Source organism: Kineothrix sp. MB12-C1 (genome assembly GCF_030863805.1).
Classification (GTDB): Bacteria; Bacillota; Clostridia; order Lachnospirales; family Lachnospiraceae; genus Kineothrix.
In genome coordinates this window covers 3,625,315-3,639,049 of the sequence record NZ_CP132957.1, presented here as the reverse complement: position 1 = coordinate 3,639,049, position 13,735 = coordinate 3,625,315, and the positions used below count along the sequence as shown (strand labels likewise).

9 protein-coding genes are annotated in these 13,735 nt (G+C 41.4%); 3 read left to right on the top strand and 6 right to left on the bottom strand.

The genetic code is table 11. The features are described 5' to 3' along the window. Positions 1–29: 29 nt before the first annotated feature. The 6 genes from RBB56_RS16680 to srtB form a co-directional block, all read right to left on the bottom strand. Complete coding sequence (locus RBB56_RS16680) at positions 30–1,442, bottom strand: 2-isopropylmalate synthase (protein ID WP_306720086.1); 1,413 nt, start codon at positions 1,440–1,442, stop codon at positions 30–32. 124 nt (positions 1,443–1,566) lie between these two features. After that, positions 1,567–2,493, bottom strand: coding sequence for a S8 family peptidase (locus RBB56_RS16675; protein ID WP_306720085.1), 927 nt, complete (start codon positions 2,491–2,493; stop codon positions 1,567–1,569). Positions 2,494–2,648: 155 nt separating this feature from the next. Continuing rightward, positions 2,649–3,215 carry a DUF4256 domain-containing protein gene (locus tag RBB56_RS16670; protein ID WP_306720084.1) on the bottom strand — a complete coding sequence of 189 codons (567 nt, stop codon included), beginning with the start codon at positions 3,213–3,215 and terminating at the stop codon, positions 2,649–2,651. A 68-nt stretch (positions 3,216–3,283) separates the two neighbouring features. Beyond that, positions 3,284–5,875 (bottom strand): leucine-rich repeat domain-containing protein, encoded by a 2,592-nt coding sequence (locus RBB56_RS16665; protein WP_306720083.1) that lies wholly within the window; start codon positions 5,873–5,875, stop codon positions 3,284–3,286. A 15-nt stretch (positions 5,876–5,890) separates the two neighbouring features. Further along, positions 5,891–10,933: a leucine-rich repeat protein gene (locus tag RBB56_RS16660; RefSeq protein WP_306720082.1), complete on the bottom strand. Its 5,043-nt coding sequence runs from the start codon at positions 10,931–10,933 to the stop codon at positions 5,891–5,893. A 31-nt stretch (positions 10,934–10,964) separates the two neighbouring features. Next, complete coding sequence (srtB, locus tag RBB56_RS16655) at positions 10,965–12,146, bottom strand: class B sortase (protein ID WP_306720081.1); 1,182 nt, start codon at positions 12,144–12,146, stop codon at positions 10,965–10,967. A gap of 412 nt (positions 12,147–12,558) precedes the next feature. On the opposite strand from srtB, the gene RBB56_RS16650 reads away from it, so the two are divergent. The 3 genes from RBB56_RS16650 (at position 12,559) to RBB56_RS16640 (ending at position 13,716) form a co-directional block, all read left to right on the top strand. Further along, positions 12,559–12,789: a chorion class high-cysteine HCB protein 13 gene (locus RBB56_RS16650; protein WP_306720080.1), complete on the top strand. Its 231-nt coding sequence runs from the start codon at positions 12,559–12,561 to the stop codon at positions 12,787–12,789. A gap of 161 nt (positions 12,790–12,950) precedes the next feature. Further along, entirely contained in the window at positions 12,951–13,421 is a 471-nt protein-coding gene (locus RBB56_RS16645) for a hypothetical protein (protein ID WP_306720079.1), read from the top strand. A 22-nt stretch (positions 13,422–13,443) separates the two neighbouring features. Next, the gene (locus tag RBB56_RS16640; RefSeq protein WP_306720078.1) at positions 13,444–13,716 is read left to right on the top strand and encodes a hypothetical protein; all 273 of its coding nucleotides are present in this window, start codon (positions 13,444–13,446) and stop codon (positions 13,714–13,716) included. Positions 13,717–13,735 lie beyond the last annotated feature (19 nt).

The window sequence follows — 13,735 nt, the reverse complement described above, 5'->3', positions numbered from 1 at the left end:
CCATACCTTTCCCGGGAAAAAAGCTTTTATTATACAAGAGTTGTCTGAAGTCGTTCACATACTGCATCGATCTGAGCAACCAATTCCTCATCTGTCAGCACCGTAATGCGTCCATCCGCATATTCTTCATCCACCCATTTTTTCACTTCTTTTACCAATTCAGAATTCTTGTCCACTTGTTTCTCATCGCGCAGCTTGAAATAAGTGTTCATCCAATGAGCGATTCCTGCCAGACCGGAAGTATCGCTTACTGAGCAAAGTACCGGTCTGTTTAAAAACTTCTCCGTATCGAAAATATTATAAATTTCCTCATTCTTTAGTAATCCATCCGCATGAATTCCTGCCCTTGTCACATTAAAATTCTTACCTACAAAAGGAGTTCTCGGAGGGATTTCATATCCTATCTCTTTTTCAAAATACTCAGCCAGCTCTGTAATCACTGTCGTATCCATACCATCCAGACTGCCTTTTAACTGGGCATATTCAAATACCATCGCTTCCAAAGGCGTATTGCCTGTACGTTCACCAATTCCAAAGAGGGAAGTATTCACACCCGCACATCCGTATAGCCATGCTGTTGTGGAGTTGGATACCGCTTTATAAAAATCATTATGTCCGTGCCATTCAATCAATCCATGAGGCACACCTGCATGTGTGTGTATCGCATAAATGATACCCTGTACACTTCGGGGAATTACTGCCCCCGCATAGTTTACACCATATCCCATCGTATCGCAAGCACGGATTTTAACCGGAATATTATATTCCTCCATCAATTTCATAAGCTCTGCACAAAATGGTACCACGAAACCATAAATATCAGCTCTTGTAATATCTTCCAAATGACATCTGGGACTAATTCCTTCTTCCAGACATTCGCGAATCACACTTAAGTAGTGCTCCATCGCCTGTCTTCTTGTCATCTTAAGCTTCAGGAAAATATGATAATCGGAACAGCTTACGAGAATACCCGTCTCTTTCATTCCAATTTCCTTCACTAGCTTAAAGTCTTCTTTGCTGGCACGGATCCAGCTCGTTACCTCCGGAAACTGATAGCCGCGCTCCATACATTTATATACCGCATCTCTGTCTTTTTTGCTATAGAGGAAGAATTCGCTGGCACGGATTAAACCATTAGGGCCGCCCAGCTTATGCAGGTAGTCATAAATAGTAACTATCTGTTCTGTGCTGTAAGGGGCTCTAGATTGCTGTCCATCCCGAAATGTTGTATCTGTAATCCATATTTCCTTTGGCATATTGTGGGGAACAATTCTGTCATTGAAGGGAATCTTAGGCACTTCCGAATATGGAAACATATTACGGAACACGTTAGGTTTCTCCACATCGTCTAAGATGTACATATGCTCCTCAATTGCAAGAAGATTGTTCTTCTCATTCATCGTCACCGGACGATTTTCAAATGCGCTGTTATTATCTTTCATGGTACCTCCCATTTTACCTTCGGGACATTTTATAGCGTCTCTTATCGGTATTTTATATTTTCCTCATATTTTTAAGTATTATTGTATACAATCATACTATTTGTGTCAATACATATTTTATTTCTCAGGGAGCAAGCATTCTTCTTACATTTATCATGCCCCATCCTTGCTTCGTCCACGGCTCCTGCAAGTCCGTTGCACTATAACTGAGTTTCCGTTTTACCTGTTCATTCGTAAGATACGGATACTTTTGTAAGAGCAAGGCTACTGCACCCGAAACAATCGGCGTCGCCATCGATGTACCGCTCTTCTTCGTATAAGCATTCCGGTAACCGCGAAATGACTGGCGACAAGCTACATTACAGGAAATAATATCTGTTCCGGGAGCTACCACATCCGGTTTCTTCACCGCATAAGGCGACGGTCCTCTCCCTGAATATTCTTCGCACAGAGAACTCCTTTTTCCAAAATAACCACCTTCATGACATCCTACTGTAATGACCTTCTTACTTGCCCCAAGCGGGGATATCGTCATAGGCTTAGGCCCCATATTGCCCGCAGCACACACCACTACAATGCCGCTGTCCCACGCTTCATCCACTGCGCGCACCAATTCCTCCATCCTATTTTTATTGTCTATATATCCGATACCAATGGAGATATTCAGCACTCTTATCTTATATCTATCCTTAATATCCAGAACCCACTCAATCCCCTGTTTCATATGATCTATATTGCCATCACCGTTCTCATCCAGAACTTTTCCTACTACCAGGCGGCAATGGGGAGCAATTCCCTTGTACATCCCACCGGAAGCCTTCCCGCTTCCTCCGATACATCCAATCACATGGGTTCCATGGCCGCTATCATCGTAGGCGTTCCTTCCCCCATGCAGAAAATCATAAAAGGCGTCCACTCTACCTTCAAAATCGGGATGATTCCCAATTCCTGTATCAAGTACCGCCACCCTGATATTATCTTCACTATTTCTGCAGTTGCAGGAGGCGACTAATTCATCCGTACAACCTACCTGTTGTCTTACCCGAAACATAAAACGCTCCCGGCTTTTTAATTAATTTATGCCGGGAGTCGTTATTCGTTACTTTTTGTCAGATGGTTGTTTTTCTTTTATACCTTAGCCGCAAGCGGCTGCGGTATGCTTTTTGCACACTCGCTTTGCTCGGCGCAGTATATATTATTAAAATATTATACTTTCAATACGCCTCGAAATCCTCTAGATGAGTAGTAGCTTTCAGCTCCGTTATGATAAACGAAGACAGTACCATAGCGATAATCACAGAAAATCGCACCGCCCAGTTCTCGAATATTATCCGGCGTCTTTACCCAGCTGGATGTCTTTTGATCGAATTTACCAAGCTTTTGCAGTTCCCGGTATTCTTCTTCCGTTAGCAGTTCAATGCCCATGGTCTGCGCCATATCCATAACGCTGCTTGCCGGCTTCGCCTGTTTGCGGGAGTCCAATGCTCTGCGGTCATAACAAAGACTTCTGCGTTCCTTAGGGCTTTCTGCCGCACAATCATAGAAGATATACTCATCTGTTTTCTCATCGTATCCAACAACGTCGGGTTCACCTCCGGTCACCTCCATTTGTTCCAGCGACCATAGCTTTCCTTCGTTGTTTTCCAATTTCTTTTGCACATCTTCCCATAATATGTCCCTATGGCGGTGCTTATTTTTCTCAAATCGGGATTTCCATACTTTAAACAGTTCTTCGCGGTCTTCCGGCCGTATCTTATCCTCTTTACTCTTCATAACCATCCCCTCTTTTCCAATAAATAATAATATTATTATACCACCGGGTGGTTCTTTCATAATCATCTTTAATTATTATAAAATACATAAGTAGTAAAACGTTCTGCATCGAACTGGACGCATGTAATTCCATTTACTACAATTAACCGTGCATTCACTTTTTCCAATTGCCCATCTTCATCCAGACAAAGCACCTTAAGTCCCTCGGCTATGACGCCATTCGGCTTCGGAATCGTTATGGTCATTTGTTGCTTACCCGCCTTGCTGATCGGAGTCATAGTTTTCCCATCATATAACGCAATATCATAAGCTTGCATGCTCGCTATCCGTCCGCCGGCCACTGCTTTTTTATACGCGGCAGCAATATCCTTACCTGCATCAGGGTTATCATTTATTTGTAAAATATAGTTATTTTCTGCTCCGGATAGTTTCGCTTGAACCGAAGGAACTGTTGGTAAGGTCTGACTATTTATCTCTACTGTTATATCTTTCTCTTCGCCGGCATCTTCCTCGTTGGAAGCATATACTACCGCTTCATTGGGATTAGATATCTTATAGGTCTTACCGTACACTGTCACATGTCTCGGAACCGTTGTCACTTCCACATCTTCTTCCTTCATAATACAGAACTTGATACGAAGTCTTCCCTGAGTATCCTGTTCCGCCGTCTGTTCCACCGTACAGACAAATCCGCGGAATCCACCTTTATCATAGTCTAATACCGTATCCACCACATCTTCAGGTGTAATATCATCACTGACAATAGCGATTCTTACATCTTTAAATACCGCATCTCTTTGTATTTCATTCGGCAATCGGGTAGCCGTTTTCTCATAGGATATCTTAGGAAGGCTTCCTCCCAGAAAAACAGCGATCTTGCTTCCATCGTCTTTACCGGTCCCTGTAATGTCATAAGCCCGTAAACCTATCGACTTCACAGATGCAGGAATTTTAATCGTACTGATTGGACATCCGACAAAGGCTCTATCCCTAATTTCTTCCACATAACTGCCGCCAGCCACACTCACTAGATTGCTGCATCCGGCAAAAGCATCTTCACCGATCACTTTACAAGTACTGGGAAGTGTAACCGCAGTTATCTTTCGATTATCCATAAATGCTTCCGCACCGATCTGCTTCACGCCTTCCGGTATTGCAACACTCTCCAAACTGCCCGTATAAGCAATCAGAATACCATCTCCCACAATGACAAACGGATTCTTCTTATCTGTCAGACGCTCTTCCATCCATTTCGTCTTATTCAATGCAGAAGGTTCTATCGTTGTCACTGAATCAGGAATCGTAATAGATGCCAGATTATCGCAATGATAAAATGCACCATAACCGATTGATTCCACTCCGTCCGGTACCTCGATAGAAGTCAATCCTGAGCGGGCAAAGGAAAAGCTGCCAATTGCTTTCACAGTCTGAGGTATGTCATATGATGTCAAGCCTGCATTGCCATAATACGCCTGATCTGCAATTTTATCATTAACTATCGTATATTTAGCAATGCTATTACTCGCCGTCTCCCCTCCTATAATCTCAGGGGAATTCGTACTGCTTTGCGTTTCGCTTTCTCCCTGCTCATTTCCCGATAGCACTTTGGAACGGTTATTGTCTATAAATACTATTGCATTACCACCCACAATCTTACTTTGTCCAAGAAGAGAACCTGTATTCGCTGAGTTCGCAGAATCTTCTGAACTATCCTCATCACCTTGTCCGATGCTCTCTTCTCCGGAATCATGTAATACATCCTCATATTCATTTCTGGACACCTGGGATTTATCACGGGACGCCTCATACTTCGCCGCATAAGAACCTTCCTTTGCCAAAATCACAAGATTCGGGCAGCCATCAAAGGCCGTTTCATGTATCTTGGATACTGATTCGGGTATTTCAATCTCTCCCAAATTGATACAATCCATAAATGCTTTTAAACCAATACCGGATACGGAATAGGAAAACCTAACCTTCTCTAAGTTTCTACAATTAGCAAATGCATAATCAGGTATTGCTTTCACATTGCTTCCTATTTCTACCTTTGTCAGATTCTCACATCCCCAAAAAGCGTTATTTCTTATTGTCTTTACTGTGGCAGGCATCTTATATACTTCCTGGCTGTATCCCGGCAGAAGGCCATATAAGATTGTCTTATCTTTGTTATAAATTGCTCCGGATTCATAAGAAAAATCTGTATTATCCGCACTTACTTTCAATTGACCGAGAGAGGTACAGTCCGCAAAAGCACCATCTCCAAGCTTGGAAAGCTTCTTTCCCAGAGTTACTGTTTTCAGTGAACTGCAACTGCTGAATACGCCCGCACCAAGCTCCGTCACTGTATCGGGAATTGCTATCTTCTCAAGAGAAGTACAACCTTCGAATGCATTAGCACCAATACTTTCCACATATCCCGGTATCTCCACCTTAATAAGTTCCGTATGTCCCTGAAATGCTTCTTTTCCGATATTCTTCACAAATACCGGAATGGACACAGCGCTAGCTGTGCCCGTATATTTTACCAATGTATCGCCCTTCATCTGAAAATCGGAGGCTGACGCCGATTCCGCTTTCACCTGCGACGGCGAAAGCTGGAATGCTGCAGCCGCAATACATAGCAGCATTCCCGCAAGAATCATAATTTTCCTATTATCCATAGACTCCCCCTAAGCTTAAGCCGATTTTACTCTTGGCATTCCTTTATCTTTTTTCGCAAATAAAATGATAGAGATACATGCAAGTCCCATTGCCAGGAACCACTTCGGATGTATGGGATCGCCGGTCTTAGGTGTTGCATCCAGCAAGCCCTCCGTAAGATTCCCTTTATCTACATAGATTGTATACGGAGAGAAATGAGTTGCCGTAAACTGAATACATGGAATACCATCGATGGTTGTAAATTTAGCACCTAACTCTTCTAATTCCCCGTTAAGCACACTTGCCGCTCTATTATTTCCCGCATATTGAATGAGTTCATCCGGCAGAGGCAACGTAATATCCACGCTAATTCCACTTACATCCGTTATCTTCGTCTGTCCTGTGGAGTCATACAGACTGATATCCATCGGCAGATAGGCGATATTGCTCAAATCCCCATATTTCGCTTCCAGAGCTGCAATCACAGCCGCTGTAGCCTGTGCATCTTCGGTAATCTTAATCACATAATCATCGGAAGAACCGTTTACATTCGCTGACGCTATGTCCGAATTGGAGATACCACCCTTGGTAATATCCACTGTCGTTGTCGAGTTGCGAAGCGGATTCCTCGAATTACCTGTAACCGTGGAGGAACCTCCGCCATCCTTTAAGTTCGCCGTAATATCTACATTATTCGATGGCATCGTAAAGGTCGTCGAGATAGCGCTGGCATTCACGAACCCAACTCCTGCAGAGGAACTGGTCCACTTATCGAATACTTTACCATCCGCGGTCGCATACGCATTAATATTCACAATCGTACCCGGCGTATAATCTCCGCTTCCGCTTCCTCCGCTTACTGTAACTTTATATTTTGTACTATTGGAAGATACGGAATCCTTGTTGCTGTCGCTGCCATTGTTATTATTTCCACCATTGTTACCGTTATTATTACCATTATTGTTGTTACCATTGTTATTGCCGTTGTTATTGTCATCCCCACCGCCTACTGTATACATCGCGACCACATCCAAGTCCTTCGTTACATTCTGCCATGAGGTCGCCGGATACCAGCCACTAAATGTATGGCCTTCCTTCTTAGGGTGAGCAGGCTCTACCGCACTCTTTCCGGGCTCCACTTGCTGAGGATTTCCTATCATCTTAGTCATATCCGTATCCGTCCAGAAGGTTACTGTGAATTTATCAGCCTCCTTCGCCGTATAGGTAGCATAGATATCGATTGGTGCCTTGATTTTTTCATATGATCTATCCCATCCGGTAAATACCAAACCATCTAGCACCATCTTATCCGCAGAAGGCGGGACTGCATCCTTGCCATCTACGACTTGTTGCGTGAAATCCGCCATCTCTTTTTTAGCATAGTCGAAAAATCTTACCGTATGAGTAGTCACATCCTTCGGCTTATAAAGAGCGAGGACTTCTCTATCCTGTGTAACCGGATTGAAAATAGTCTCACTCGGTGACCAACGTTCAAATATCAATCCAGCCTCGGTATGATCAGGTGGTGTAGGAAGTTCAGCATTCTCTCCATGAACAACTCTTTCTTCCTTTATCAGTTTAATATTCTTTTCATCCGATGCATCAAAGAACATTACCGACCATTTAACTTTTAAATCATTACTCGTTGTCCAACCTATGTAAGAGTAATCTTCCGCATATAATGCCGCATTACTGTCAGGAAGACAAATGAATTCAAGCTTGGAGCGATCCTTCTCAAAGTCCTCTCCATAAACTCCTTTATAATTTCCGAGTTCATCCTTAAGTGGTGTATAAGCAAATGCGTTTTGAGCTATCTGCTGTACACTATTAGGTATTTGCACAAACTTCAGCGTAGGGGTATTCCAGAATGCACCATTTCTAATCGCTCTTGCACTATCGGGTAAAATAACCTTATATAGTCGATCGGATTCTGCAAAGCTCTTCTCAGGAATTTCACCAACTGAAGATTTACTCAAATCTACTTCACCAATATCATCACAATTCATAAATGCTTCTTTTTCAATTTCTTTTATTCCTATGAATTCATCAGGTCCCACCATACCAGATCCAACCAAGTTTCCTCTGCTCGGCAATACTTGCATAATCTTTGTTTTCGTACCATTCGTCAACCCATAAATAACACCATTATCATAGGCAAAGTACGGACTATCCGTAAAAGTCACATCGGTTAAACCGGTACAATCGCTGAATGGACGTAACCCGAGTGCTGAAGTATCCGGTCCTATATCGGCTGCCGCCAACTTCGTACTCTTGTCGAATGCATAACTACCAATAGTCGATGCCCCACCGACAGAAGCTCTTAATAATTCCGGCATCCTTGCAAAGGCATAAGAAGGGATATTATTCACACTTTTTACTGTGATACTTTGAATGTCCACCGAAGGAGATGCAAATTTTTCAGTATCAACAGCAGTTTTATCATATTCTTCAGGTGTTTTTCCTTCACCTAAAACATACCCATTCGTATCTAAGCCCGAGAACAATCCTTCCTTAATCGCAGTAACACCCTTCGGTATTACAATGTGATATACGGAGTTTTTTATATTAACCTGATTTTCCGTCGGATTGCCACTAGTAAAAGCCGCCTTCGCTTCTGCACTTATGGAATCGGTAATATAAGGATATAGATATTTATCCGTCGTCGAAGGGGTTATTGGATCTACTGGATCATCTGGATCTGTCGGGTCATCTGGATCTGTCGGTGTCCCTGCTAAAACAACCTCATATCCGTTTTCTACTTCTGCTTTTGTAGGGAACGCAATCAATTCCGCTGCCTGCACTTTTTCGTCATGATTATACCGAACCGTTAAGTTAGATGGGAAGCCACTATAATAAGTGATATAGGTTATCGGCTGTCTTCCCTCGTTAATTCTTGCACTAGCTTTCATTGCATATTTAAAAGGCTCTGTATTTATTCCCTTTTCATTTTCAATAGTTCCTGAGAAGCTGAGGAAAGGCGCCCCATCCAAAAATGTCTCATCTCCACATGCAAAACCATCCTGACCGCCTGTCGCATGCGAAGGCGCAGTAGTCTTTATCTTCTGTGTTGCAAATGCATTCGTTCCAATACTTTCTATGTTGGCTGCATTTGTAAAGATAACATGCTTTAGATTATGAGAACCTTTAAATGCATCATTATTAATTCTTTTTACTGATGCAGGTATCGTTACTTTCTCTATCCAACAATTATCATTAAAACTACCATATGCAATCGTTTGAATTCCATAAGGTCCAATTTGTTCCGGCATAGTAAGTTCCGGAACTGCTACTCCTGAAATTGGCACACCACTCTCATTCTCTACTCGGAATACAATGAGGTTTCCGCCTGAGTCCACTGCATAAACAAGCCCTATCGCTTGCTCCCCCCCACCTGAAATCTTTTTTCCCGTAGAAGGTTCTACAATTTCATACTTATCTTCACCATAATATTTAAAAGCTATCGGTTTTACTTTAATATCTTTATCTTCTGTATCCTTTTCAGTTTTCGTGGTATTTGCTGTTTTATGAGCAGGTGTCTTTATCGTATTATTTGTTCCCGCTACATATCCCGGAGCTTCGATATAAAAAGCCTCACCAACATCTGCCTTAAACTCTCTGAATCCATAAGTACCATCTACCTTGTTATCAGTAGTTACCGAAGAATCATATTTATCCGTCACAAAATCTAAGACCTCACTTTGTGTTGATATATATTGAAGACTTCTGCACCCTTGAACAGTTGATAAATGAAATACTTTTTTATTACTGTCATCTGCACCATCATAGCTACTGGGAAGGCGTAAATATTGCAAAGAAGAACAGTTTTTAAAGGCCTTATAGCCAATTTGTTTCAAGTTAGAGCTTTTATCCGCTCCTGCTTCTGTCCTTATCAAATCTATAGTTCTTAAACTTGTACAATTCTCAAAAGCAGAGTCACCTATCACTCTTGTAACCGTAGGCATCGCAAAAGCCTGCAATTTTCCGCAATTATAGAACGCATGATCCCCTATCGTATCGATCATTGCGTTAAACGGCATCTCAACCATTGTCAAGTTTCCGCAATTAGCAAACGACCAATTTCCTAATGTATTCAAACCATCAGCAAAAACAACTGACTGAATATTAAAGCAATTATAAAAGGCATAATCACCGATTCCTAACAGGCTGCTACTAATCGTTAAGTTAATAATATTGGCTGCAGCTACACTTCCTTTTCCGCTTTCATCCACTCCGCTACCACCAAATATACTTTCCTGTTTAGTGGAATCGCCTGCAATCTTCCAATTTTTTGCAGTACTATCATATTTTGCATATTGATTGCCAATATAAGATACCTTGGCATCTTTAATTCTTCCCGAATCATTTCCCAACGCAGGTGTCCATTTACTTTCATCCTTTAAATCGTCCGGATTTGTCGGAATACCATTAGTTGAAGCAGTATGATAGAACAAATCGATATCATTCTTTCCATCCGGACACCATATCCCTTTAGAATCGAGATTACACGGATTGAGTTTATCGAATACAGTTTTTTTCACCGTTACGACACCGGGGGCCCATGTACCATCTGTCTGATAGATATCACCGGTCGACTTGTCTTCATATACTATTTTGGTACTTTTATAGTATAAGGGCTTTCCATTCCTACTAGCTGCTGCATATCCTCCTGTAGTACCCAGAGTATCGGTATATTTTACATAAGCATCCATCTTTTCCCGGATAGTTAGATTTCCACCCGGCAAGGACTGCTCCTTTAAATAACCGACAATAACTGCAAACTTATTAGAGTTTGCACTATTGCTATCGCCATTTTGATCCACATAAGCAAACTGGAAGGTACCATCTTCCGACTGATAAATAGGAGTATTTTTATCCAAATCAGGGATTAGCCCACCTTTACTTGTGCCACTCCGTGAAGTAGCCCACACTGTTGTATCCCATTTATTTGCCGCCTCTACAGGCTGCACCGGTATCGTCGTCACGATTATCGCTGAAATCATGAACAAACATCCAAGTGTCTTCCTCAGTTGCCTGCGCAGCTTCCAATTTTTCTTTTTTGTATCTTTACCCTTAGCCATATTGCTACTCTCCTCCGCTGTAAAACGAATTTTATTGAATCCTTTTGGCAACTACTGCGAATCTTCCGTCCGTCTGTGAGTTATCACAGGTCGATAAAGTCAACAGTTCGTCTCCGTATTCTGCCGTCACCCCGGTATCGTACAGTGACATTGCCGCCATTTCCTTCATATTTGAATTGAACTCCTCTGGTGAGTTCGCATTTATAAATTGATAATATTTAAAAGCAATCTCGTTTTCCTTCAAAACCTTTGCTCTAAATACATACATTACTTGATAAGTACCCTTCTCATATATCGTGTCGAATTGTATGACACTATGAGATTCATAATAAGACTTCTTAGTGTACTTCTCCAGGTCGCCGAACATCTGACCGGACTTCATATGGTGTCCGTATAAAATAAGATTCTGCGAACGCGGATATGCTTTACACTGGAAATCCATAAAAATACTACCGTTTTTGTCATACTCCTGATGGAAGTTATATGTAAGGTAATATTCATTATTGGATGTCTGCATAACTGGATAATCTATTATTGTATCGTCAATTTTCAGCCATCCGATTAGCTTTTTGTTCTTATTATATAAAGTTTTGTACTCATCCAGTATATCGGGCAGTACGATTTCTTCCTCTTCTCCGCGAACGACGATTATTCTTTCTCCCACGTCTGCCAGCATCTGGCTGTCTTTCAGCCCGGCCAGCTTCTCATAATCCGTATTCGTTCGTTCGGCATAGAAATAATATACGAAGAAGTATCCGAAGCTCACCATAGCACATAACGAACACAGGACTACAATCCATTTCCTGCGCCTTTCCGCGGCTCGTAGCTGGGCTTCTATCTCCCTTTTCATATCTTCATCGAAATCTTCCACGGAACTTATCTTTCCACCTTTTATCGCCTTATGGCTTTTACTTCTCTTCTTTTTCTCATTGGCAGTTTTATTTTTTTGCCTTCTCCCCTTTTCACCCTTCCCCTGCTCTTTGTATGATTCTACCAATTCATATATCTCATCATCGAAATCATTACCAACCATCGTCTCGAAGTGATAGGCTCCTTGCTGCATCTGTTCATAAAGCTGTATTACTTCTTTTGGTTGATTCATATTTATCTTCGATTTGATAATATCGATCTTCTTCTTATCTCTTACTGCAGCCTCATAATCTGCTTTCGTACGGAATTGCCTGCCCGCAACTATATGCTGCTGTGCTGCCATCTATTTTCTCCCTCGTTATCTTTTTAAATTATGCCGCCATTAATGCTGGGTCTTATACCTTAGCCGCAAGCGGCCACGGTATGTTTTTGCACACTCGCTTTGCTCGGCGCAGTATAATACTGTTAAAATATTATACCTTGTCCGCAAGCGGCCACGGTATGTTTTTTGCACACTCGCTTTGCTCGGCGCAGTACAATATTGTTAAAATATTATACCTTGTCGATGATGGTATATTTACCCTATATTAAACAACATACACTAATATTTTACTATATCTTGTAATTAATTCAAGTATTTTGTCGATTTATTGTGTTATTTTTTTTATATTTCTTTTCCCATATTGTGGAAACAAGACCAAGCCATACGTCATAATATAAACCATAAATAAAAAAACTTTTTTGGAGGCAAATTTATGAGTGATTTAACAGCAACAGGATGTGGCTGTGGCGGTGGAGTAAGTAACGAAAACTCCGGATGTAACTCTATCATCTGGATAATCCTTCTGCTTTGCATCTGTGGTGGCAACAACAACAGCGGCTGTGGCGGTAATGGACTTCTCGGTGGCGGCTCTAATGGTGGCTGCGATAGCATCATCTTTATCCTGCTTATTCTTTGCTGCTGTGGAGGAAATTCCTTCTTCTAGCACTTACATCAGAACAGACAAATAGCTGGAGATAGGCTCATATGAGCCTATCTTCTCTTGTGTAACAGGAAAGTGTTCCTATTACAGAACAAACGGATGCGCATATTTTAACTTTTCTATACATAAGATTTTATAATAACATGGAAGGGTAAGGGATTCCTATGGATGAAAAAGAACAAAATAACATAACAGCCTTTGATGTTCTGTTTACAAATAACCATATCCAAATGTTAAAAATCATGATCCCTTACTTCGATTTCCAAATGCAAAAGCAGTTAGCTATTTACATAAAATATCTGGAACTGCAGCATACCATCTCCTATTACAAGACTCATTCCTTCGAGTTATCGGGCTGTTCCATACAAAAAGAAGAATTTGATATCTTTAAAATATATCACTCTCTTCTTCCTTACTTTACAAAAGAAGAGAAGAAAAAAGCGGAACAAATTATAAATTTATTCGATACAATTGAAAAATATAAAGAGATGAGTAAAACGATTGAACTGATGAAAGATTTTTTCCCGGAAGGCTTCGGAGAAGGTTCCGGGGAAGGTTTTGGAAATACCGATATGCTTATGAATATGCTTTCCCCGGAACAAAAGACTATGTTTGAAATGTTTAGCGGAATTTAACGTAAAGAAAGGTAGGATGATTATGAGTCAGAATGAATGGATGAACGATCCCCTCGTTGCACATATCGATAGAGATAAGCTTCAATTTTTACAAATGCTCGTATTTGAAAGCAAGAATCTTTCCCGCGAACAGATGATTCCTTTTCTTATGTCCGTCTCGCAAAAAGGAAAAGCGAGCAATATTTCCTTTGATGATAGTGAAATTGCCACAATTGCTGCGGCACTGCGTAAATATTCCTCTCCTGAAGAAGCGGAGAAAATTAATCGGCTGATGGCACTGAAGCGGAAACGATAATCGAAGAGCGTATGCATTT